This is a genomic window from Streptomyces sp. NPDC033165, assembly GCF_055577965.1.
This window is the reverse complement of the sequence record NZ_JBVIPK010000014.1, coordinates 1-23,383: the sequence shown is the minus strand read 5'-3', so window position 1 is coordinate 23,383 and position 23,383 is coordinate 1. Positions and strand designations below refer to the sequence as shown.

The 23,383-nt window shown below is 71.0% G+C and carries 21 protein-coding genes and 1 pseudogene; 17 read left to right on the top strand and 5 right to left on the bottom strand.

Annotated features, from left to right (window positions below):
• Positions 1-138: 138 nt before the first annotated feature.
• A complete protein-coding gene (locus ACZ5WC_RS26970) occupies positions 139-786 on the bottom strand; it encodes a CBS domain-containing protein (protein ID WP_468543225.1) in 648 nt (215 codons plus the stop codon).
• A gap of 916 nt (positions 787-1,702) precedes the next feature.
• Here ACZ5WC_RS26970 and ACZ5WC_RS26965 point away from each other — a divergent pair.
• The 15 genes and pseudogenes from ACZ5WC_RS26965 (at position 1,703) to ACZ5WC_RS26895 (ending at position 16,838) form a co-directional block, all read left to right on the top strand.
• The gene (locus ACZ5WC_RS26965; RefSeq protein ID WP_468543224.1) at positions 1,703-1,915 is read left to right on the top strand and encodes a hypothetical protein; all 213 of its coding nucleotides are present in this window, start codon (positions 1,703-1,705) and stop codon (positions 1,913-1,915) included.
• Positions 1,916-2,546: 631 nt separating this feature from the next.
• Positions 2,547-2,954, top strand: coding sequence for a pyridoxamine 5'-phosphate oxidase family protein (locus tag ACZ5WC_RS26960; RefSeq protein WP_468543223.1), 408 nt, complete (start codon positions 2,547-2,549; stop codon positions 2,952-2,954).
• A 175-nt stretch (positions 2,955-3,129) separates the two neighbouring features.
• On the top strand, positions 3,130-3,456 hold the full coding sequence (locus ACZ5WC_RS26955) for a hypothetical protein (protein WP_468543222.1): 327 nt from the start codon (positions 3,130-3,132) through the stop codon (positions 3,454-3,456).
• Positions 3,457-3,809: 353 nt separating this feature from the next.
• Positions 3,810-6,068: a formate C-acetyltransferase gene (gene pflB, locus ACZ5WC_RS26950; protein ID WP_468543221.1), complete on the top strand. Its 2,259-nt coding sequence runs from the start codon at positions 3,810-3,812 to the stop codon at positions 6,066-6,068.
• Positions 6,065-6,802: a pyruvate formate-lyase-activating protein gene (gene pflA / locus ACZ5WC_RS26945; protein ID WP_468543220.1), complete on the top strand. Its 738-nt coding sequence runs from the start codon at positions 6,065-6,067 to the stop codon at positions 6,800-6,802. The genes pflB and pflA overlap by 4 nt, the downstream gene beginning before the upstream one ends.
• A 92-nt stretch (positions 6,803-6,894) precedes the next feature.
• Positions 6,895-7,590 carry a response regulator gene (locus tag ACZ5WC_RS26940; RefSeq protein WP_468543356.1) on the top strand — a complete coding sequence of 232 codons (696 nt, stop codon included), beginning with the start codon at positions 6,895-6,897 and terminating at the stop codon, positions 7,588-7,590.
• A gap of 124 nt (positions 7,591-7,714) precedes the next feature.
• Positions 7,715-9,469 carry a GAF domain-containing sensor histidine kinase gene (locus ACZ5WC_RS26935; RefSeq protein ID WP_468543219.1) on the top strand — a complete coding sequence of 585 codons (1,755 nt, stop codon included), beginning with the start codon at positions 7,715-7,717 and terminating at the stop codon, positions 9,467-9,469.
• Between the two features lie 569 nt (positions 9,470-10,038).
• Positions 10,039-10,313 (top strand): annotated as a pseudogene (locus ACZ5WC_RS26930) (aminoglycoside phosphotransferase family protein); the annotation flags it as partial.
• A gap of 4 nt (positions 10,314-10,317) precedes the next feature.
• The gene (locus tag ACZ5WC_RS26925) at positions 10,318-10,488 is read left to right on the top strand and encodes a hypothetical protein (protein ID WP_468543218.1); all 171 of its coding nucleotides are present in this window, start codon (positions 10,318-10,320) and stop codon (positions 10,486-10,488) included.
• Between the two features lie 178 nt (positions 10,489-10,666).
• Entirely contained in the window at positions 10,667-11,296 is a 630-nt protein-coding gene (locus tag ACZ5WC_RS26920; protein WP_468543217.1) for a hypothetical protein, read from the top strand.
• A 151-nt stretch (positions 11,297-11,447) separates the two neighbouring features.
• Positions 11,448-12,353 carry a universal stress protein gene (locus tag ACZ5WC_RS26915; RefSeq protein ID WP_468543216.1) on the top strand — a complete coding sequence of 302 codons (906 nt, stop codon included), beginning with the start codon at positions 11,448-11,450 and terminating at the stop codon, positions 12,351-12,353.
• A gap of 453 nt (positions 12,354-12,806) precedes the next feature.
• Positions 12,807-13,682 carry a universal stress protein gene (locus ACZ5WC_RS26910; protein ID WP_468543215.1) on the top strand — a complete coding sequence of 292 codons (876 nt, stop codon included), beginning with the start codon at positions 12,807-12,809 and terminating at the stop codon, positions 13,680-13,682.
• Between the two features lie 333 nt (positions 13,683-14,015).
• A complete protein-coding gene (locus ACZ5WC_RS26905; protein ID WP_468543214.1) occupies positions 14,016-14,915 on the top strand; it encodes a universal stress protein in 900 nt (299 codons plus the stop codon).
• Positions 14,916-14,946: 31 nt separating this feature from the next.
• Positions 14,947-15,969 carry an alcohol dehydrogenase AdhP gene (adhP, locus tag ACZ5WC_RS26900; RefSeq protein ID WP_468543213.1) on the top strand — a complete coding sequence of 341 codons (1,023 nt, stop codon included), beginning with the start codon at positions 14,947-14,949 and terminating at the stop codon, positions 15,967-15,969.
• Positions 15,966-16,838: a universal stress protein gene (locus ACZ5WC_RS26895; RefSeq protein ID WP_468543355.1), complete on the top strand. Its 873-nt coding sequence runs from the start codon at positions 15,966-15,968 to the stop codon at positions 16,836-16,838. The genes adhP and ACZ5WC_RS26895 overlap by 4 nt, the downstream gene beginning before the upstream one ends.
• Positions 16,839-17,341: 503 nt before the next feature.
• Here the strand turns inward: ACZ5WC_RS26895 and ACZ5WC_RS26890 are convergent.
• From ACZ5WC_RS26890 to ACZ5WC_RS26875, 4 genes are all read right to left on the bottom strand, one after another.
• Complete coding sequence (locus ACZ5WC_RS26890; RefSeq protein WP_468543212.1) at positions 17,342-17,797, bottom strand: cyclic nucleotide-binding domain-containing protein; 456 nt, start codon at positions 17,795-17,797, stop codon at positions 17,342-17,344.
• Between the two features lie 155 nt (positions 17,798-17,952).
• Positions 17,953-18,090 (bottom strand): hypothetical protein, encoded by a 138-nt coding sequence (locus tag ACZ5WC_RS26885; protein WP_468543211.1) that lies wholly within the window; start codon positions 18,088-18,090, stop codon positions 17,953-17,955.
• A 58-nt stretch (positions 18,091-18,148) separates the two neighbouring features.
• Positions 18,149-19,324: a cation:proton antiporter gene (locus ACZ5WC_RS26880; RefSeq protein ID WP_468543210.1), complete on the bottom strand. Its 1,176-nt coding sequence runs from the start codon at positions 19,322-19,324 to the stop codon at positions 18,149-18,151.
• A 4-nt stretch (positions 19,325-19,328) separates the two neighbouring features.
• Entirely contained in the window at positions 19,329-19,808 is a 480-nt protein-coding gene (locus ACZ5WC_RS26875; protein ID WP_468543209.1) for a cation:proton antiporter regulatory subunit, read from the bottom strand.
• Between the two features lie 356 nt (positions 19,809-20,164).
• Between ACZ5WC_RS26875 and ACZ5WC_RS26870 the strand changes: the two genes are divergently transcribed.
• Positions 20,165-21,082 (top strand): universal stress protein, encoded by a 918-nt coding sequence (locus tag ACZ5WC_RS26870; protein WP_468543354.1) that lies wholly within the window; start codon positions 20,165-20,167, stop codon positions 21,080-21,082.
• 252 nt (positions 21,083-21,334) lie between these two features.
• Entirely contained in the window at positions 21,335-22,216 is an 882-nt protein-coding gene (locus ACZ5WC_RS26865; RefSeq protein WP_468543208.1) for a universal stress protein, read from the top strand.
• The last annotated feature ends 1,167 nt before the right edge of the window (positions 22,217-23,383 follow it).

Here is a 23,383-nt window from a genome sequence, read left to right as displayed (position 1 = left end):
TCTCTGCCCTCACTGTCCTTTGGTGCCGTCGGCCGCAGGAGGCCCCGGAGGGCCTTCGTCGACGCCGTCCGGCCCGCCTCGGTAGGGACCGTCGGCCCAGGTCGCCCGAGCCGCCGGTCGAGGCTGCTCGCCGGGCGCTCATGAACTCCCGACGCGAGCGGGTCCGGCCGACGCCGCACAGTCGTCGATGCGGAAGCCCAGACCGTTCACCACGCCGACCACACCTTCGAGGCGCCAGGCGGCGTAGACGATCTCCGCTGCCCGGGAACGCAGTTCTACCCGGCCCTCGAAAGCGACGACACCGTCGCGAACGGAGACGAGGACCGTGTCGGAAGGCAGTCCCTCCGCTCCGCCGGCGATCTCCCCGGTCACCTCTCGGCGGATGTCCTCGTCCGCACGCAGGAAGACCCGGAGGAGGTCGCGGCGGGTGGCGATGCCGATCAGGCGGTCGGCCTCGTCCACCACTGGCAGCCGCTCGACACCGCGGCGCTCCATGAGCCGGGCGGCGTCCGGTACGGACTGCTCCGGGTGCACGGTGACGGCCGGGCTGGACATCACTTCCTGCGCGGTCACGGCCAGGGGCGGAGCGGAGCCTTCCCGATACGCCTGGGCGCCTACCAGGTCGCTTCCGGACAGCACACCGAGAACCCTGTCGTCGGCGTCGACCACCGGCAGTCCGCTGATCCGGTGGTGGTCGAGCAGTCGCACGACATCCTTGAACGGTGTCGTCGGGCCGACCTGCACGACGTCCCGTGTCATGACCTCACCGACAGTGCGAGGGGGCATGATGGATCCTCCTTCACGAGCATGGGCGAAGAGAGCCGGAGCCGATGGCCGGCTCCGGTGCGCCGCCACACCTGGCGGGCGCCGCGTGACGCCCACTTCTGTACGCAGTCCCCGTGGCGGGGACTGCGCGATCGTCCGACAGGCGCCGCCGTGGTGAGTCCGTTCGGCACCGTTCTGGAGCGCTCGCGTGGTGGCGGAGGTCTCACGGGCACCGACGTGTCGGCGGCCCGGTGCTCCGCTGTCTGTGCCGACACGCCTCAAGACTGCCGCGTTCCGCAGTCGCGGGCCAGGGACGGCAGGTCTCGGTGGGGAGGGTCGCCCCGGCCCTGGCCGCAGGGCCGAGGAGCCCCGCGCCCGGCTGCTTGTCTGCTCCGCTCGGCCCTCTCCGGGGCGGCCCGGCCGGCCCTCCCGGACGTGCCTCCGGCGCCGGAACGGCGAGCAGGAGACGTAGTTCGGTCCGATGGTGGGGGAGAAGTGCGCGCGTCGGGTCCTCTCCTGGAGGTGGCACCGGCAAGGATGCGCTCGGCGACGGTCTCGCCGAGCCCCTGGAGCTGCATGGTGCTGACAACGGCGAAGCGCCGAACTCAGCGCCAGGACCGGAGCCCGCTTCCGTGAGCACCAGGGCGCCGGAAGAAGGAGCTCAGTCCGTTCCTGCCGCCGCCGTCAGCATTTCGAGTTGTGCGGCGATCACTTCGTCCGGGGCCTCGCCCGCGTCCTTTTGTGCGCGACCAGGCTCTCCGCCAACCGAGGACGGCCACATTTGGACCGCTGCGCACCACCCGGTACCAGTGCGCCGTTCCCGCCGACTCCCTTTTGCAGGCGAAGGCATCGTCTTTGCAGGCGAAGGCATCGTCGGCCGGGCGCGTCACGGAGCAGGAGAGCGGCTGCGGCGGCGTGCACCGCGAGAACCGCCTCAGTGATCAGGAACGGCGTGGACATGCTGTGGGCGTCGATCAGCTTCACCGTGGTCAGGGCACTGATGGTGGTGCCGCCCATACCCGCGCCGAAAGCTCCGACGGCGAGACCGCCGTTCGGGTGGGAACCAGGTGTCGACGACCGGCACGCCGACAGCGAAGGCGGTGCGGCCGACACTGAGGAGGAACCCGCCGATGAGCAGGGCGGCGAGTGAGGAGTGCCCGGTGAGGCCGAGGTGAAGCACCGGCACGACGGTGGCCGCCGACACGCGATCGGGAACATCACCCGACCGGGATCCGGCCCAGAGAACCGACGACGACCGGCACCGCCACCAGCAGCGACTGCTCGAACGATGACAGGTCGAGACTGTCCTTGAAGCAAGAGCCGAGCGGGCTGAGCAGCGTCCAGGCCCAGAAGTCGACGGCGAAACCGGCGGTGGCCAGGGCCAGGGCCAGCGTCAGCGAGGCCGGCCGGGCCGGGCATCGTCGTACCCGAAGCGGTCCTGTCGCTGTCCGTCACCGAAACCTCGACCATGCTGTCCGCCTCTTCCCATCCAAAGAGCTTCCGCGATAGGGCGTAGCAGATGATCCGCAGGTCTTCCGCCTGCGGATCGGCGACTGCTCAGCCACTGTCGTCCTCGGGGAGCCGGGGCGGCTTGGGCCAAGGGTCCCTGCCACGAGGCTGACGGTCCTCCATCGCATCCGGCCGGCCCCTGTTCGAAACCGCGCCCCGGTTTGCTCACACGACTCGGTCGGAGCGGCGGATGCGGCCGTCTGCTGCCAGGACCCGCAGATAGGGCCGACCGGCCCTACCCGGCGTCACACCGCGGCGCGGAGGATGGCGGGATGCTGGAGAACGACGCCATCCGCATTCTCGACCGGCTGGAATGCCTTCGTCTGCTGGCCGAAGTGCCGCTCGGCCGGGTCGTGTACACCCGGCATGCGCTGCCTGCGGTCCTCCCGGTCAACTTCTTCCTGGACGAGGACGACTCCGTTGTGCTGTACACCTCGGCGGTCTCCGACCTCGTGCGGGCCATCGATGGTGCCGTGGTCGCTTTCGAGGCGGACGAGTTCAGCGCGGCGACCCGGTCGGGCTGGAGCGTGGTCATCACGGGTAGGGCCAGCGTGGTGGTCGAGTCCGCCGCGCACGGACGGCTCTCGCGGTCCGGCCCGCACTCCTGGATGCCCATACGTGACGCGGTCTTTGTGCGTATCGAGTCCGAGTTGGTCACGGGCCGCGAGATCACACGGTGACCGGCATGCCGAGGAGCAGTGGTGCGGACCTCCCGGCTCCTTCCCGTATCAGCGGGAACTGGCCGCCCTGCTGCCCGGCGGCAGCGGTACCGAGGGCCGCCGGTCCGTGGACCCGCGGCCGGCAGCACATCGAGCAGAACACTGGCGAGGGTTCGCCCCGACGCCAAGGCGTGGCATGGCGAGCCTCGTTACCCGGCTACCCCCGGAGGCCAGGAACAACTTCACCGCCGCGGCCGGCCGTCGGTTCGGCATGCTGACCGGGGCGGTGTTCCGGCCCGTCCAGCCGGCCACCGGCTGCGCCACGGCCTGGCACCAGGGCGTCACCTGGGCCTTCTTCGCCCAACTCGGCTACGGTCGGATCCTGGCGACCGTGCTCGCCCTCTTCGCGGTGGTGATGCTTGCGGAGACAGGCCACGGCATCGCCCACGTGAGGGGCCGCGCCGCCCTGGCGATGGTCTCCCTCGGCGTCGCCCCGCTCGCCTCAGCCCGGCCCGCCACCTGACCGGGTCCGCGACGGAGAAGCAAGGAGGGGGCAGCGGGCGCGCGCCCAAGCCCTGCTGGACGCGGCCACGGGGGAGCCGCTCCGGCAGTCGCCGTAGAGGCCCGTCGATCCGTGGAGCACGGACCCGGCACGCGCATCCGGCTCCTGCCACCAGGTGCCGCAGGGCCATTCGGCTTTGGAGCGAACACCGCCCACCGCTCGACGCACCGCGCCAGGTATCCGTCCGTGGGAGGCCGAAGGTCCCGCCGGTCGGGGCCGCACGGGACCCGTCGGTGCCCTGACCGGCACTGCTCGCCGCCTGTCGGCACGACGAGTATCGGCGGCGACGAGACCGTCCGACGAGAGGACCTGCGATGGCCGCGACGGTGACAGCCGCCCCCCGGGCCGCCGACGCCTGGCGACAGTTCACGGGGAACGGGTGGCGTGCGCGTATCGACGTGCGTGGTTTCATCCAGGCCAACTACACGCCCTACGAAGGCGACGCTTCCTTCCTGACAGGTGCCACGGACCGCACGCGGGCGGTATGGGAGAAGGTCAGCGCGCTGTTCTCCGAGGAGCGGCGCAAGGGCATCCTCGACGTGGACACCGCCACCCCCTCCACCATCACCTCGCACGCCCCCGGCTGGATCGTCCGCGACCGTGAGCTGATCGTCGGCCTGCAGACCGACGCGCCGCTGAAGCGTGCGATCATGCCCAACGGCGGCCTGCGCATGGTGGAGAACGGGCTGAAGGCGTACGGCTACGAGCCAGACCCGTTCGTGACGCGGGTGTTCGACACGTACCGTAAGACCCACAACGCCGGCGTGTTCGACGCTTACACCCCGGCGATGCGCGCCGCCCGCCGGGTCGGCATCATCACCGGATTGCCGGACGCCTACGGTCGCGGCCGGATCATCGGCGACTACCGGCGCGTCGCCCTCTACGGCACCCACCGGCTCATCGAGGCCAAGCGCGCCGAACGCGCCGGCCTCGACGGCAGGCCGTCCACCGCGGACGTCATCCGCGACCGGGAGGAAATCGCCGAACAGATCCGTGCGCTCGGCGAACTGACGGCGATGGCCGCGACGTACGGCTGTGACGTCAGCCGTCCTGCCGCCACCGCGCACGAGGCCGTGCAGTGGCTCTACCTCGGCTACCTGGCCGCTGTGAAGGAGCAGAACGGCGCGGCGATGTCGCTCGGCCGGACCTCCACTTTCCTGGACGTCTACCTCCAGCGCGACCTGGACGACGGGCTCCTCGACGAGACGCGAGCCCAGGAACTGATCGACGACTTCGTCATCAAGCTCCGCATCGTCCGCTTCCTGCGCACCCCCGAGTACGACACGCTGTTCTCCGGCGACCCGACCTGGGTGACGGAGTCCATCGGCGGCATTGGCGCCGACGGCCGCCCACTGGTCACCCGCACGTCCTTCCGCTTCCTGCAGACCCTGTACAACCTCGGCCCCGCCCCGGAACCGAACCTGACCGTGCTGTGGTCGTCGCGACTTCCGGGCGGCTTCAAGGAGTTCTGCGCCCAGGTGTCCATCGACACCAGCGCCGTCCAGTACGAGTCGGACGACCTGATGCGCGAGCGTACCGGCGACGACACCGCGATCGCCTGCTGCGTCTCCGCCATGGCGGTGGGCAGGCAGATGCAGTTCTTCGGAGCCCGCGTCAACCTCGCCAAGGCACTGCTGTACGCCGTCAACGGCGGCCAGGACGAGATGACCGGCGACCAGATCACCCCTGAGATGCCGCCCCTGACCGGTGAGTACCTCGACTACGACGAGCTGTCGGCCGCGTACGACCGCGTGCTGGACTGGCTCGCGCAGACGTACGTCGACGCGCTCAACGTCATCCACTACATGCACGACAAGTACGCCTACGAGCGCATCGAGATGGCGCTGCACGACTACCCCGTCCACCGCTTCATGGCCTGCGGTATCGCCGGCCTGTCCGTCGCCGTGGACAGCCTGTCCGCTGTCAAGCACGCGCGTGTCAAGGTCTTCCGCGACCGGACGGGGCTGGCCGTGGACTTCCGGACCGAGGGTGAATTCCCCGTGTACGGCAACAACGACGACCGTGCCGACAGCATCGCCGTCGACCTGGTGGAGTCGTTCATGGCGAAGGTGCGAAAGCACCCCGCCTACCGAGACGCGGAGCACACGCAGTCCGTGCTGACCATCACCTCCAACGTCGTGTACGGCAAGCACACCGGTAACACTCCTGACGGTCGGCGCGCCGGACAGCCCTTCGCCCCCGGCGCCAACCCGATGAACGGCCGCGACAAGCACGGAGTGGCCGCCTCGGCGCTCTCGGTGGCCAAGCTGCCCTATGACGCCGCCCGGGACGGCATTTCCCTGACCACCACGATCACCCCGGAGGGACTGGGGCACGTCCCGGAGGAACGCGCCGGTCACCTGGTCGGCATCCTCGACGCCTACGTATCCGCGGGCGGCTTCCACATGAACGTCAACGTGCTGAACCGGGCTGTGCTGGAGGACGCCATGGAGCACCCGGGCAAGTACCCCGAGCTGACCATCAGAGTCTCCGGCTACGCGGTGAACTTCGTCCGTCTGACCCGCGAGCAGCAGCTCGACGTGATCAGCCGCACCTTCCACGGAGCACGGTGAGCACCAGGACGACAGGCCGGATTCACTCCTGGGACCTGTCCACCGGCGTGGACGGTCCCGGGACCCGGTTCGTGCTCTTCGTGAGCGGCTGCCCGCTGCGCTGCCTCTACTGCGCCAATCCCGACACCTGGCACATGCGCGACGGGCGGGAGGCCACCGTCGACGAGGTGATGGCGGAGATCGGCACGTACCGGGGCTTCATCACCACGGCCGGGGGCGGGGTCACCGTCACCGGCGGTGAACCCCTGCTCCAGCCGGCCTTCATCGGGACGCTCCTGCGCCGCTGCAAGGAGGCCGGTCTGCACACGGCCCTCGACACCTCCGGACTCCTTGGGGTCCGGGCCTCGGACGAGCTCCTCGCCGGCACCGACCTGGTGCTCCTCGACATCAAGTCGTTCGACACCACCACCTACAAGAAGCTGACCGGCGGCGCACTCGCCCCCACCCTCAGCTTCGTGAACCGCCTGGAGCAGCTGGGCAAGCGGGTGTGGATCAGGTACGTCCTGGTACCCGGCTGGACGGACGACGCATCCGCCGTCGAGGGGCTTGCCGCGTTCCTCTCCGGCCTGGGCTGCGTGGAGCGGGTCGACGTCCTGCCGTTCCACAAGCTCGGCGTCGCCAAGTACGACGCACTGGGCGTCCCCTTCCCTCTGCGTAACACGCCGATTCCCGGCCCGGCGCTGGTGGACCGGGTGCGGGGTCGGTTCCGCGAGCATGGGCTCGTGGCCCATTGACGCGGGCGAAAGTGGGGCCGACCGGCCCTGGTCCCGGGCTGTCCGAGAAGATGAGGATGGCGGCACAGGACGAGGGATACGAGGAGCGGTCGATGGCGCACGGCGAGCAGGACGGCAGCACGGGGGAGCCGATCAGGGTTTTCCTTCTGGACGACCACGAGGTGGTACGGCGAGGGGTGCACGACCTGCTGGAGGACGAACCAGACATCACGGTCATCGGAGAAGCGGCCACGGCGGAGCAGGCATTGGTGCGGGTCCCCGCCCTGCGACCCGACGTGGCCGTCCTCGACGTGCGCCTGCCGGACGGCGACGGGGTGACCGTCTGCCGCGAACTGCGTTCGGCGATGCCGGACCTGGCCTGTCTGATGCTGACCTCCTTCGACGACGAGGAAGCACTGCTGGACTCGATCATGGCGGGAGCCGCCGGGTACGTCCTGAAGCAGATCCAGGGATCGGACCTGGTCACGGCCGTGCGGACGGTGGCCCGTGGCCAGTCGCTGCTGGACGCGAGCGCCACCACCAAGCTCATGGCGCGGCTGCGGAGCGGACAGGAGCCGACCGAGGAGCCGGAGATGCTGCCGGGGCTGACCGACCGCGAGCGCGAGATCCTCGACCTGATCGGGGAAGGGCTGACCAACCGGCAGATCGGCCAGCGGCTGTACCTCGCGGAGAAGACGGTGAAGAACCACATCTCCCGCCTGCTCGCCAAGCTCGGCGTGGAGCGCCGCATCCAGGCCGCGGTCATCGCCACCCAGGCCCGCGATCGTATGCGACCCGAAGGGCGCTGAAGGCGAAGTCCCGGCCGACGGGCCCGCACGGCTGCCACGGTCCCCGGTCCTGCTCCCGTTCGAGCCGTTACTGTGGTGGTGCACGGGACGGCCGCCAGGCGGTGTGGCGTTGGAGGAGCAGCGGGTGGAGAACGCCGAGGGAGCCCGTGAGGCACGGGTGCGGCTGCCGCAACTGCGACTGGACGAGTTGCTGGAGGAGCTGCAAGCCCGGCTGGACGCGGCGCGCGGGACCCGGGACCGGGTTCACAGCCTGCTGGAGGCCGTGCTGTCGGTGGGCCGTGAGCTGGACCTGGAGCAGGCGCTGCGCAGTATCGTGCAGGCCGCGGCGGCCCTGGTCGACGCCGAGTACGCCGCGCTTGGGGTGATCGGCCCGGACGGCAAACGGCTGTCGGCTTTCCACACGGTGGGTGTGGACGAGGAACAGATCGCGAGGATCGGGCCCTACCCGGAAGGCCACGGCATCCTGGGCGAGCTCATCCGTCGCCCGGAGCCGTTGCGGCTGCCCAAGCTCTCCGACCACCCGGCCTCCTACGGCTTCCCGGCCCACCACCCGCCGATGAACACCTTCCTCGGCGTGCCCATCCGGGTGCGCGATCACGTCTTCGGGAACCTGTACCTGACGGAGAAGCGTGGCGGGCAGCAGTTCGACGAGGACGACGAGTCGGTGCTCGCCACGCTGGCCGTGGCGGCCGGTGTGGCGATCGACAACGCTCGCCTCTACGAGGAGTCCCGGCTGCGGGAACGCTGGCTTCAGGCGAACGCGGAGATCACCCACACGTTGATGTCCGGTGCCGACCAGGGCGGGGTGCTGCCGCTGATCGCTGACCGGGCGAGGGAGATTACCGCTTCGACCCTGAGCGTGGTGGCCGTGCCGGTGAGCGGGACGGACACACTCGCCGTTGAACTCGCGATAGGCCAGGAGGCCGACATCTGGCGGGGAGTCGTCCTGCCGGTGGAAGGCACTCTCGTCGGGCAGGCGTTCGTTCACCGGGCTCCCGTCAGCACCGCGGACCTCTCACATGACTCCCCGCTCTCGGTCGGCCCGCCGCACTCCGACGAGCTGGGACCGGCCGTCGCCGTACCCATCGGCTCGCGCGACGAGGCCCAGGGAGTGGTCCTGCTGGTCCGGCAGTCGGGCGGCCGGGAGTTCACCGGGAAGGAAACCGAGTCGCTCCAGGTCTTCGCCGCGCAGGCCGCCGTCGCCATGGAGCTGGCGGAGCGCCGTCAGGACGCCGAGCAGATCACGCTGCTGGAGGACCGCGACCGGATCGCACGCGACCTGCACGACCTGGCCATCCAACGGCTCTTCGCCACCGGCATGACGCTGCAGAGCGCCGGGCGGCGCGTCCAGGACACCGTGGCTTCCGAGCGCATCCTGCGGGCGGTGGACGACCTCGACGAAACCATCAAGATCATCAGGTCGACGATCTTCGGCCTGCGCTCCCGCGACGACGAAACGGCACCCGGCCTGCGCTCCCGCGCGGTACGCGCGATCGGTGAGGCAGCTCCTCTCCTGGGCTTCGCCCCCAGCGTCCGTATGGAGGGCCTGCTCGACACTCATGTGCCCGGCAGGACCGCCGACCACGTCATGGCCGTCCTCACCGAGGCCCTGACCAACATCGCCCGGCACGCCCGCGCCGACCGCGCCGACGTGGTGCTGGACACCGACGGCAAGCAGGTCCGCCTGACGGTCACGGACAACGGCGTCGGCGTCCCGGCCGGAGGCCGCCGCAGCGGCCTGGCCAACATGGCGGAACGCGCGCGGAAGCTCGGCGGCGACATGGAGCTGCAGAGCCCGGAAGGAAAGGGGGCTCGACTCGTGTGGCATGCTCCCCTGGGACAGCCCTCGGGCACCGCGGAGGGTGCCCGTCCCGTCTAGTGAAGCGCGGCTCAGCTGCTGAGCGGCCCTTCGGCCCTTTTCTCGGCGACCCGGTCGGCGTCCGTCCCGTCGCCGCTCTCCCCTGCTTCCGTGACACGCGGCACCGGTCGGTTCCCGGCGGTCCTGGTAGGGGTGTCGTGCGTTCGTACACGAGCGTGGCCTGATCGCCGGGGCAGACGTGGTGCAGGGGCGACACGACCCGGCAGTCCCGACCGGTCATTCCCGTGGCGAGAGGACGGGCGTGGCGGGGCTCCTCGATACACCCTTACGTACAGGTCCGAGTCCGGCAGGGGTGATCCCCGCCCGGCCCCTGCCCGTGGCCGGGCGTGCGCGCGGACCTTGCGGGACTGGTCCGGCCTATTCGCTCGGCCGTCCTGAGGACTCCTGACAAAAGTGGTGGGCTCGACCTGGTCAAGGGTCAGTGTTGCGCACGAGGCTGTCGGGTAGCGGGACGCGGGCAGCTGTGTCCGCGCATGCGACGAATCTGGGGATGTCGGTGAGCTCTTCCGGGATACCGGTCGCCCACGGATGGGGTCACAGCCGTTGTCGCTCATTCCGAGCGCGCGACTCTGCGCGTCGGTGACGTGTTTCTGAAGGTGGACGCCGATCAGGCGCGCATCGACGTCGAGGCCGAGGTGATGTGCCTCGCGCCAGTCCCGACCCCGGAGGCCCTGTCGCGCAAGCCGCCCGTGCTCGCGATCGCCGCGCTCCCGGGGACGACGCTTGGACGCCTCGGCGGGCCGTCGACCGGGTCGTCGGCGGCGGCGGGCGCCGCCATCCGGAAGCTGCACGACGCGGCGCTGCCGCCCTGCCCGGCCGGGCAGGGCGGAGCATGGTCGGCCTGGACGGTGCGGATTACGCGGACGATCGGCAGCAGCGGCTCGATGCGCGCCCACGACTCGTCGTCGATCTCCCACGGTCTGGCAGTGGTCTTCCTCGTCTCGACCGGCTCGCCCCTCTCGCCCGGCTCGCCCCTCTCGCCCGGCTCGGCCCTCTCGGCCAGTCTCAACGAGGACTGACACGCCGTCATTCCCGGAGGTTCAGAAGCCTCCTTCTGCCAGGAGTCGTGAACGACCCTTCATTTAAGGGCCGTTCGGCCCTGCACTGCGGACCTTCGGCGTCGGGCCTGCGGTGGCGAGGGCCGGAAGAGTGAGCGATGTCGCGAACCACTCGGACAGTGCTGAAGGGACCATCGTCATGGCCGTGCACCAGCCCACCCACCGCCGCTCGAATCTCCACCTGCCGTCGTTGCGCGGGAAGCAGGCCGCTCCCGGACCGGAGGCATCCGTGTCGGCGGGTGCCGGCACACGTACCGCTCAGGCTTACGTGCTCGCCCCGGCGCGTGTGCTGATGGGCTTCGTCTTCCTGTGGGCCTTCCTCGACAAGACGTTCGGCCTCGGTTACGCGACCGCCTCCGGCAGGGGCTGGATCGACGGTGTTTCGCCCACCGCGGGCTTCCTCGGGCATGTCGCTGTTGGCCCGATGGAGTCGACGTTCCACGCATGGGCCGGTGCGGCCTGGGCGGACTGGCTGTTCATGCTGGGTCTGCTCGGGATCGGGCTGGCTCTGACGGCGGGGGTGGCGCTGCGTCTGACGGCGCTCGCGGGAACGCTGATGATGGCGTTGATGTGGGTGGCTGAGTGGCCGCCCGCACAGCACCTCTCGGACGGGTCGGCGAGCATGTCGACGAACCCGTTCGCCGACTATCACCTGGTCTACGCGGTGATGTTGATCGCTCTGGCCGCTGTCTCGGCCGGTGACGTGTTCGGTCTGGGCCGGCTGTGGGCCAGGCTCCCGGTCGTCCGTGACCACCGGTGGTTGCGCTGAACACGGCTGATGGGACGGGCCCGCCGAACGGCCCGCCTCACCGGCCCGTCGACAGGGGCCGTCGGCTCTCTTCCGGAACCAGCGGCCCCTGCCCCGGGGGACCCCGCAAGGCACGTTGAGAACAGACTGGATGACACAGGAGGTGGGCGGTATGACCCGCTCGATCACCGTAGGACTCGACGGCTCACCCGAGAGCCGGGCAGCAGCTGAGTGGGCTGCCCGCGAAGCGGTGCTGCGGAAGCAGCGGGTACGGCTGCTGCACGTGTGGCAGCCGGTGCCGGAGGCCATGGCCGAGGCTCCGCCTCTCGGCACCGAGACACATCTGCACTGGACCGAGCGGATCCCTCGGGAAGCCGCGCAGGAACTGAAGCTGCGTCACCCTGGCGTGGAGGTGACCACCGAGCAGCGGACAGGAGTTCCGGCCGAGGTTCTGCTCGACGCCACGCACGACGCGGAACTGCTGGTACTGGGGTCCCGTGCCCTGAGTGGCCTCGCGGGCTTCCTGGTCGGGTCGGTCGGCCAGTCGGTGGTCGCCCGGGCCGAGATACCCGTGGTACTGGTGCGCGCCGGGGAACGGGCCGCCGACGAGCACGTCGAGGACTCCGCCGGTCCTCCGTCCACCGCTACCGGTCTGCGGCCTGTGGTCCTGGGCCTGGACACCGACAGCCCCGACGACACGATGATCACTTTCGCGTTCGAGGAGGCGAGATGTCGCGATGCCACGCTGACCGTCGCCACGGGCTGGAACCTCCCGTCCTCCTACGCGTACAGCCTGGCCGCCGGGGTGGACCTCCGCGAGGACATCGTCCGGGAGCAGGCCATCGCACTCGCCGAAGTGCTTCTGCCATGGCGGGAGAAGTATCCGGATGTGGAGGTGGCCGAGGTCTCTCGGCTCGGCAGCCCCGCCGGCCTTCTGATCGACGCCTCTCGCGACGCCTCCCTCGTCGTCGTGGGCCGGCGCGTGCGCCGCAGCCCTTTCGGCGCGCACATCGGTGCCGTCGCCCACGCGGTCATGCACCATGCCATCGCACCGGTCGCCGTCGTCGCTCACGCCTGACGCGTGGACACGCCTGCCGCCAAGCCGACCACCGGGCTCTTGTCCGCGCCGGTCCGGCATCGTCGCCCGGCACGACCTGCGACAGGCCTTCCCGCACCCGGACGTGTAGATCCGCGGATCGGTGATCCGCACCCCGGCCACCGTGTCGCCCGGGGACTGCGCGAAGCCAGCGCGCTCACGGACGTACTGCGGCCGTGGCGCGGCGCGTTCCCGCAGGTCGAGGTCACGGAACAGGGTGTCGTGGGCAGAGCCGGCCCCTCCGGCGGTCGCACCGTCCACCGCGACCCGAGACCTGTGCGAGCCCCCGCCTGGCTGTACAACCAGGGCCGCTCAGGCCCACACCAGGGACGATCGGCCCCAGTGTCGGATGCCGGCCCCGTGTGAGGCTCACACCATCACGTCATCACGACCGCTGGAGTCCTCGCCTCTCAGCGGCAGCATCAGGAGGCAAACATGTCCGGCATCATCACCGTAGGACTGGACGGGACCGACCACGCTGCTGCGGCGGCGGACTGGGCGGCCCAGGAGGCGGAGCGCCGAGAGTCGGCCCTGCGGCTGGTGCACGCCTGGGTCTGGCGCCCCACCGACGTGGCGTACGTCGGAGACCGGGCGGCCGAGGAGCGCTGGGTGCGCAACATGCTCGACGAGGCCCGGTCCCGTGTCGCCAGGCAGCATCCGGCCCTGGACATCACGACTGAGCTGATCGTCGACGACCCGGTTCCCACTCTCCTGGCCGAAGCCGCACGCGCCGACATGCTGGTGCTGGGATCGCGCGGTTACGGCACCCTGACCGGCTACCTGATCGGTTCTGTCTCGATGAGGGTGCTGCGCCATGCGGCCGGGCCGGTCGTCATGGTCGGGAAGCCGCGTTCCGGCACGCCCCAGCAGGCTCTGGAGGTGGTGGTCGGCGTGGAACCCGGGCAGATCGGTGACGCGGTCCTGGAGTTCGCCTTCTCAGCCGCGGCCGAACGCGGAGGGACCCTGCGTGCCGTACACGCCTGGAGCGTCCCGACGGCTCTCGCCTGGAGCCCGGGTTCGCTGTACCTGGTCGACGGGGCGAACGAGCTGGAGCAGATCAACAGGGAGGTCCTGGCCGAGACCCTCAAGCCATGGCGCGACAAGTATCCGCAGGTCGAGGTCGTCGAGCGGTTCGAGGTCGGCTCTGCCACCGAGGTCCTGCTGTCCAACAGCGCCGATGCCGGCCTCGTGGTCGTCGGGCGGCGTAGCCACGAGGCGGGCCTGCGACGTCTCGGCCCGGTCACCCACGCCGTTCTGCACCACGCCACAGCCCCCGTGGCGGTCGTGCCTCACGACTGTCCCCCCGGGTAGGACCGCGCTCGTATCCCCTTGCCGTGCGGACGAAGGCGCGTGCGACGCGCTCTCTCCCGCGCCGACCGGAGCGGCTGGGCGGACTGCCCGCTAGCACCGGGCCCGAGCGGTGCCCCCGCGGTGCCGCTCGACCTGGCGCGGTTGTGTCCGTCCGCTTCCGCCCCCGTCCGAGGCAACGGAGGACCGCGGCTGAGCAACCCGGCGCCTCGGACCGCCGCACAATCCGCGCCGATGGGGCCGGTCGGCCCCATCGGGGGACCAGCGGCCCCTGCCCCGAGAACCGGCCGAACAGCGACGCTGGAACCAGAGCATCCGAGACCGGAGGAGACCATCATGGCCCGCACGATCACCGTAGGACTCGACGGATCGGCCGAGAGCGGAGCCGCTGCGGAATGGGCGGCGCGCGAGGCGAAGCTGCGTGACCTGCCGGTGCGGCTGATGCACGTGTGGATGCCGGTGCCGGAACCGATGGCTCAGGCCCCGCTCCTGGGAGCAGAGACCCACCAGCATTGGACCGAGCGGGTTCCGCGCGAGGCCGCCGAAGGGCTCAGGCTGCGCCACCCGGGGGTCGAGGTGAGTACCGAGCAGCGTAGCGGGATGCCGACCGAGGCACTGGTGGAAGCCGCCCGCGACGCTGAGTTGCTGGTCCTGGGGTCCCGGGCGCTGAGCGGGCTCGGCGGTTTCCTCGTGGGCTCCGTCGGACAGGCCGTGATCGCCCGGACCCAGGTCCCCGTGGTCCTGGTGCGCGCCGGGGAACAGGCCGTCGACGAGCACGTCATGGACCCCGCCGGTATTCCGTCCGCCGCCACCGCGTTCCGCCCCGTCGTCCTCGGCCTCGGCAGCCCCGACGATGCCGTCATCGCCTTCGCCTTCGAGGAGGCGAAGCGTCGGGAGGCCGCCGTGTACGCGGTCCAGGCCTGGGACTCGTGGCCCTATGCCGTGTACACCGTAGGGTCGGGTTTCGAGCACCACGAGGAGTTCTCCCGCCAGAGAGCCGACGCACTCGCCGAGACCCTGCGTCCCTGGCGGCAGAAGTACCCGGACGTCGAGGTCGTCGAGGTGTCCCGCCCGGGCAGCGCCGCCGCGCTCCTGATCGACGCCTCCCGTGACGCCTCCCTCGTCGTCGTAGGCCGGCGTATACGCCGCAACCCCTTCGGCACCCACATCGGTGCCGTCACCCACGCGGTGCTCCACCACTCCACCGCGCCCGTCGCCGTCGTCGCGCACGACTGACGCACCCCCGACACAAAAGAACGAGGACATCATGAAGGCAGCGGTCGTACGGGAATTCGGTCAGCCCCTGGTCATCGAGGAGCGCCCCGACCCCGAGCCCGGCCCCGGGCAGGTCCGAATCCGCGTCGAAGCGTCCGGGCTGTGCCACACCGACATCCACGCCGCGCACGGTGACTGGCCCGTCAAGCCCACACCGCCGTTCGTGCCCGGTCACGAAGGTGTCGGCCTCGTGGAGAAGCTCGGCGAGGGAGTCAGCCACCTCGCCGTCGGTCAACGGGTCGCCGTGCCGTGGCTCGGCAGCGCGTGCGGGCGGTGCGAGCACTGCCTGTCGGGCTGGGAGACGCTGTGCGAGAGCCAGGTCAACACCGGTTACGGCTGCGACGGCGGATACGCCGAGAAGATGCTGGCCTGGGCCGACTTCGCCCAGCTGGTACCCGAGGCCGTCAGCGCCATCGACGCGGCCCCGCTGACCTGCGCGGGCGTCACCACCTACAAGGCCCTGAAGGTCGCCGGCGTCCGCCCCGCACAGCTCGTCGCCATCTCCGGCGTGGGCGGTCTCGGCCATCTGGCGGTGCAGTACGCGAAGATCGCCGGCGCCACCGTCGCCGCCATCGACATCACCGACGAGAAGCTGGAACTCGCCCGGGAACTGGGCGCCGACATCCTCATCGACGCCCGTACCCAGGACGTCGGGGCGGAGCTGAAACGGCACGGCGGCGCCCACGCAGCCCTCGCCCTCGCGGTCAGCCCGGCCGCGTTCGAAGCCGTGAACTCGGGTCTGCGGCGCGGTGGGAAGCTCGTCATGGTGGCCTTGCCCGCGCACGGCACCATCCAGCTGCCCATCTTCGACACCGTGCTCAACGGCACCTCGGTGATCGGCTCCATCGTCGGCACCCGCCAGGACCTCGCAGAGGTCTTCCAGCTCCACGCGGACGGCCGGACGAAGGTCATCCAGCAGACCCGACCGCTCACCGCCGTCAACGAATCGATCGACGAAGTGCTGCACGGCAAGGTCAAGGCCCGCATCGTCTTCGACCTCGGCGTGGGAGGCTGAGAGCGAGGGACCCGCCCCTGATCGTCGGCGTCGACGGCTCCGAGCCCAGCCTGCGGGCCGTCGACTGGGCGGCCGACGAGGCCGCCCTGCGCCGGGTGTCCCTGCGGATCGTGTACGCCTCCCTGTGGGAGCGCTACGAAGGGCCCGCACTCGCGCCGGAGGTGGGCAACACGTCCGGGCGTGTCGCCGCGGAGGACATCCTCGCGGCCGCGGCCATGCGGGCGCTGCGCCATCATGCCGAGCTGCTCCTGACGACCGCCGACATGCTGGAGGAGCCTGAGTACGCCCTCGTGCGCGAGAGCCGCGACGCGTCCGCCGTGGTCGTGGGCAGCCGTGGACGCAGCGGTCTGGCAGATCTGCTCCTGGGCTCCGTCAGCCTGACCGTGGCCGCGCAAGCGGACTGCCCTGTCGTCGTGATCCGTGGCAACCACAGCAACCGGACGGTCGCCGGACGTCAGGACCACATCGTCGTCGGAGTGGCCGATGCGCAGACAGCGGCCGTGCGCTTCGCCTACGCCGAGGCGAAGCGGCGCGGTGTCGCGGTGGAAGCGGTACGGGCATGGCGGTGCCCCCTGCACGAGACGGCTGACCACCCTCTACTCACTGGTGGCCCTGAGCGCCTGCACGAGGAAAGGGCGGCCAAGGAGCTGGAGGTAGCTCTCGCCGACGCTCCCATGGAGGTACGGGTGCGGCGGCGCACAGTGGAGGGCCCCGCCCACAGGGTCCTCCTGGCCGCCTCGCGAGACGCCGGCCTCCTCGTCGTCGGCCGACAACGTCCCGGCCGCCTGGGGCCCCGTCTCGGACGGGTCGCCCACACGGTCCTGCACCACTCCGGCTGCCCTGTCGTGGTCGTGCCGGAACCGCAGTGAAGGCACAGGCTCCGACGCCGGACGACGGGAACAGCGGACCGGCCCCTACCCGCGGTGGGGTAGCTCCGGTCAACCGCGACACGCGGGCAGAGCACCTACCGGAGAGTTCGCGGTGACGGTACAGCTGGTGTGCCGGGCCGCGAGGGAGCTGCTGGACGCAGGGGCGCGGCAATGGTGACGTCGGGAGGCACCACGGCGCTCAAGAAGCACGCTCGGTCGGGACAGCGGCCGACGTTGCGGGCTCCGCGGTCACCACGAGGTTGGAACGGTGGGTGTGGTGTCCGTCGTCCCGAAACCGCCGAGAGCCTGCGGAACGAGAACGCCGTCGGCAGGCCATCGCGCGTTTCGAGGCTGAGCCGACCGTCTTCTTCACGCTTCTTCACGCGTACTCCAGCTGAGAGTCGAGACCAGCGGACTGAGGCGGTCCGCCGGTCGACCGGCGGACCACCTCATCGCTCGCGTGGTGCGGGACACGAGACGACCGGCTGCGTCGAAGGGCGTGCTCACGCTCCGGCTCGGCCGCCGCGATGAGCGTCGAGGTCGAGGAGCCGCTCACGTGTCGCTTGGAGTCGGCATGCGACCACCGAGCCGACCCAGACAGCGATCGAGCGTCCGAACTCCGCGTCTGCGGCACACATGGCCCGCACGGTCGCCGCGTCGAACTCCCAGGCGCGCACCTGACTCAAAGCCTGGGCGCCTAACTGCCACCGGTAGGGCGGAAAGTGCCAGGACCATCCGAGGAGCTCCTCATGCCCCAGAGAACCGATGGCCGGGGCCGACTGCCCGGGGGCTTGCGAGTCGAGTGCGACAGTGCCGCTCCGGATCACCCAGAACCGGTCTGCGGGCCCGCCCTCCTCAAACAGACGGGCGCCCGGCTCGAACACGGCTTCCCGAGCCGTGCGCATCAGCCGGTTCCGGTGTGCGGTCGGCAGAGCCGCGGTCATCCTGGTGGTGATCATCGTGCCGGTTCCCTTCTTTCTCCAACGGCTGTCCGGCCGTGGCATGTTGCCGGTCGGAACCGCATGCGCCTAGGGCGAGGACTCTTGACTCAGACTGCCCCCAGCAGGGGGTATGAGTGATGTGCCGATCGGCCCCGTTGGGGAGCCGTTCGGCCTCACTGGCCCGCCCGGTTGTACCGCTGCGCCCCCAGGAGGAGCGCCGGACGGGGGAGAAGCGCGGGATGCAGCTTCGCGGCGGCCCGCTCCGCAGGGCCGTGCGCCCGGCGCTGGGCCCCGTGCTGTCGCAGGCTCATACGGTGGTACTTCGAGGCTGGACGCCAACCCCATGGGGGCGTGGTGCCGTCTGGCGGATCAGGACACCGGCGTGCTGCGGCGTGGTGAGCGCCTCGCGTCGGAGGGGCGCGGTCCCGTGAAGCGGGTGATGACGGGGCCGGCCACGGCGAGCAGGAGGACATAGGCGGCCACCAGGGCGCCGAGCCGGTCATGTCCGGTGCCCATGAGGCCGATGATGACGATGGAGAACTCACCCCGGGCGATGAGCGCGGTTCCTGCCCGCAACCGTCCTCGGCGTCCCACTCCTTCGCGGCGTGCCGCGTACCAACCGGACGCCACCTTCGTCGCGGCGGTGACCACGGCCAGGAGCAGGGCGACCGGAAGTACCGGCAGCAGCGAGTCCGGTGGAATGGACAGGCCGATGGCGAGAAAGAACACGGCGGCGAACAGATCTCGCAGCGGACTCAATACCTTCCGCGCCCGGTCGGCCGCTTCACCCGTGAGGGAGAGCCCGATCAGGAAGGCGCCGACCGCCGCCGAGACGTGGACGGCCTCCGCGAGGGCCGCGACGACCAGTGTCACGCCCAGGACGCGCAGCAGCAGCTGCTCGGCGTCGGGGTGCGACAGCAGTCGTCCAAGGTGGTGCCCCCACCAGTAGGACAGGGTGAGCGCGGCCGCCACCGCGCCCAGGGCCAGCAGCACCCCGAGCAGAGCCTGCTGCCATGTGCCTCCGGCGGCCACGACGGCGAGCAGCGGAAGGTACGCGGCCATCGCGAAGTCCTCCAGCACCAGCACGGACAGTACTGCTGGGGTCTCGCGGTTGCTCATCCTCCGCAGGTCGCCCAGGAGCCGGGCGATGATGCCCGATGAGGAGATGTAGGTGACGCCGGCGAGGGCGAGGACGCCTCCCGCGTCCAGTCCGAGCAGCCATCCCGCCACCGCGCCGGGGGTCGCGTTCAGCACGAGGTCGACCCACGCCGAGGGGAGGTGGCGGCGCAGGCTGACGGTGAACTCCGGCACGGTGAAATCGAGACCGAGCACCAGCAGCAGAAGAACGACGCCGATGCCCGCGCCGGTCTCCACGAAGGAGCCGGCTGCTGGAACGGGGGCGATCCCTCCCTCGCCCAGCGCCAGGCCGGCCAGGAGATACAGCGGGACCGGGGACAGCGCGAAGCGTCGCGCCAGCGTGCCGAGCACACTCAGCAGGGCGAGGATGATGCCCAGTTCCAGCAGCAGGGCGACCGAGATGTGCATCCGCTCAGCCCCGGATGAGCTGTTCCACCGCGGCGATGCCCTCGCGGGTCCCGATTACCACCAGTACGTCCCCCGCCCTGAGGACCTTCTCCGGCCCCGGGGACGGGACGACCTCCTCACCACGGACGATCGCCACGATCGACGCTCCCGTCCGCGTCCGTGCCCTGGATTCTCCCAGTGGGCGGCCGACGAACGGGGTGCCGGCGAGCACCTCGACCTGCCCGGCGCTGAGCCCGGGCACCTCTTTGGTCAGATCCGCGAACCGCTCGGCGATGCGCGGCGCGCCCAAGATCTCAGCGAGGACGTCGGCCTCCTCGCTGGTGAGCCGGAACACGGCCCGTGCCTGATCCGGGTCCCCCTCTCCGTAAACCGCCAGCTCGAAGTCGCCCGAGCGCCGTGCGACCACACCGACCTTGTCGCCCTCCAGATTGACGAACTCGTAGAGGAGTCCCACACCCGGCAGCAGCACTTCGTTCACGTCCACCCGCACTCATCCCATCTGCCGTTAATCGGTTGTCGTGCGGCTCGGTACCCGACCGCCGTGCCCTAGGTATTCGGCACCCGAGGACAACAGCTCAAGTTCCGGCCTCGGCCGCGGAGTCCCACGGGGCACTCTTCCTCGCGTCGTGCTGGGGCCGACAGGGCCCAAACGGCCCCGGACGGAGGGCCGGACGGGCCCCGTACGACGACTGGCTCCGGTCGGGTCGCCGGAGCTGTCGTGTCGGACGGGCGTTGAGGGTCGGTCGGCCCTGAAAGTGGCCCACACGCCCCATGACAGGGGGAGCACGTGTGGAGTGAGCTGGGATACGAGAGTCAGGCGGTCCATACGCAGGAGGCATGATGAGTGGTCTGGTGGTTGTGGGTGTGGACGGGTCGGAGTCGAGTTTCGCCGCGGTGGAGGCGGCGGCTCGGGAGGCGCGGGCGCGCGGGGCAGGGCTGCGGGTGGTGCACGCGCTGGTCTGGCCGGTGACGTACGTGCTTCCTCGTCCTTCTCCAGGAGGCGCGTCGCCGTTGGGGCCGCCGCCGATGGATCCGTCGGAGGACGGGCTTCGGAAGATGGCCGGGGGTCTGGTGGCCGAGGCGGTCGGGCGGGCGCAGACGGTGGCGCCGGACGTCGAGGTCAGTCACGCCGTGGTGACCGGCGAGCCCCTGACCGTCCTGGAGGCGGAATCCCGTGCGGCCGAGCTGGTCGTGGTGGGGTCCCGGGGGTTGGGCGGGTTCGTGGGGCTGCTGGCCGGGTCGACGGCGGTGCACCTGGTGGCACACGGGCGGTGTCCGGTGCTGGTGGTTCGCGAGCAACCCCTCGCGGACGGTCCGGTCGTGCTGGGCGTCGACGGGTCAGAGGCGGGCGCACCGGCGGTCGATTTCGCCTTCGCCACGGCGGAGAGGCGGAAGACCCCCCTGGTGGCGCTGCACGCCTGGACGACGTGGAACGCGCCACTGCCCGCTCCGCAGGACGCTTCCGCCCCGTACGCCAACCCACCGGGCGCTCTCGCCGAGGAGGAGGAAACACTGCTGTCCGAGGCGCTCGCGGGCTACCGGGCACGGTATCCGGACGTGGTGGTGGAGCGCCGGGTGGTGCACGGCCGAACGCGCGAGGCTCTGATCGACGCGAGCCACTCCGCACAGCTGATGGTGGTCGGCGCTCGAGGGCGCGGCGGGTTCGCCGGACTGCTGCTCGGCTCGGTCAGCCAGGCCGTGCTGCACCACGCCCACTGCCCGGTCGTAGTGGTGCGGGCGGCGGGCGCGCGGCACTGACCACGCTCTGGCGCGGGGCGGCCAGCGCGTCCGGGGTGCGGAAGCGGACTGCCGAACAGATGCTGATGGCACCGCAGGGCATGTGCGCGCGCAAAGCGGGTGCCCTTCTCGGTCGCGACGGGGTCAGCGCCGCCTTCAGGACCGAATGGTCCTGAAGGCGGCCCGTTGGTCCCTGGGCGCAATGGATTGGCTGCGACAAGGATGAGGATCACGGAGCCGCGCATCGGCGGCGCCCAGGGACGGGAGACTGCAATGACTGATCCGGTGATCGTAGGGGTGGATGGTTCCGCTTCCAGCCTTGAGGCGGTCGACGTGGCGGCTCGTGAGGCGCGCCTGCGCGGTGCCCCGCTGCGGATCGTGCACGCGTTCGGCCATGCGCCCGGGCACCGACCGGCCGGCGGGCCGCCGTGGAGCCCGGCCGACCACGGTCTGGAGCCGATGGCCCGGGGAGTGTTGGCCGATGCCGAGGAACGGGCCCACACGGCGGCACCGGGCGTGGCTGTTACCCGGTCGGTGGTGGCGGGGGAGCCGTTGGAGGTGATGGAGATCGAATCGAGGTCGGCTTCCTTGGCCGTCGTCGGCAGCCGGGGACTGAACGGGTTCTCGGGGTTGCTGCTGGGCTCGACGGCGGTGCATCTGGCCGCGCACGGCCGTTGCCCGCTGATGGTGGTGCGAGGCCGCACCGATCCGTCCGGAGCAGTGCTGCTGGCTGTCGACGGCTCCGATGCCGGTGGGGCGGCGGTGGAGTTCGCGTTCGCCGAGGCCGCTCTGCGCGGGGCTCCGCTGGTGGTCCTGCACGTCTGGAACACCTGGAGCGAGCGCGCCTACGAAGGCCCCGGCGACCCCCTCAACGCCATGGTGGTGGACATCGAACGGCTCCGAGAGGCCGAGCAACGCCTGCTGGACGAGACGGTCGCGCCCTGGCAGAAGGTCTTTCCCCACGTCACGGTGGAGCGGCGGCTGGAGCGTGCCCGGATCCGCCCGGCCCTGCTCGACGCCAGCCGCGACGCCCAACTGGTCGTCGTCGGCGCCCGGGGACGCGGTGGTTTCACCGGCCTGCTGCTCGGCTCCGTCAGCCAGGCTCTGCTGCACCACGCCCACTGCCCCGTCACCGTGGTCCGCGGCCAGGAATGACCGTGCCGCAGCAGACCATGACCGAGAGCGGCGCTCTGCCGGTACCGGCGGTCCCGCAGCCGGACGCCCACCTGCTGCGACCACTCGGACTTCCTGTCGTTCGGCGTAACGGGGAGCCTTCTTCGGCTACGTTGGCTGGTCCGGCGTTGCCTGCGACGGCGATCCGGCGGCCCGAGTCATGGTCTGGGCGAACAACGGTCACATTGCCGAGGGCACGTACGGGAACCGGGTCACCGCGCTCGGCAGCAGACCTCGCTCACGGCCACATCTCCAGCAGGGTGTTCCATGGCAGCTTCCACATCGGCTCGGTCCCCGTTCCGTCCCCGGTCGACGTGGAGACGCCTTGGAGACGACCGTCGGGCAGCAGCCGGCCGGTGCCGAGAGAATTCGGTGCCAGCGGATACCCGTGTCCCCGCGCGCCGCGGACCCGGCCTCCACTCGGTGCGAACGCCGGGGCAGGAAGCCCTTCGCGGTGCGCAGGGCCTCGTCCGCGCCGTCTACGCTCAGGACGAGCCGCTCCGGTCGCGCGTGCCGGTCGGTACATGGCTGTCCGCCGGCGTACCGGCACTGCGGCGGGTCTCCACCCGCAGCAGCCCGTCGCCGCTCACCGGCAGTGTCCCGCCACCGTCGTCGAGCGTGATGCCGACCGTCAGGTCCGTCTGTCGTTCCTGGGTAGAGCCGCGTCTGCCGTCACTGTAGGAGTGGCCGGCCGCACCGGGTGAGGGAGAGCGAGTTCAGGGCAGGGCTGGGCGAGCGGCCTGCTGCGCGGGCATCACACATGCCCGGAAGTTGGGCCTGGTCAATCTCCTCGCCGAAGGACAACTGTGGAGATTCTGGCGGAGGCCGGCTATCAGCCGCTTCTGCTTCCGTGGCGGAAGGCTGGTCAGGATGCTGACGTCCAACGGCGAACTGCTCTGGCCCGACCGCCCTGTTGCGACGTGCTGTGGGGGGGGGGGGGGGGGGGGGGGGGGGGGGGGAGAGGAAGGGGGGGGGGGGGGGGGGGGGGGGGGGGGGGGGGGGGTGTTTGGGGGGGGGGGGGGGGGGGGGGGGGGGGGGGGGGGGGGGGGGGGGTTGGGGGGGGGGGGGGGGGGGGGGGGGGGGGGGGGGGGGGGGGGGGGGGGGGGGGGGGGGGGGGGGGGGGGGGGGGGGGGGGGGGGGGGGGGGGGG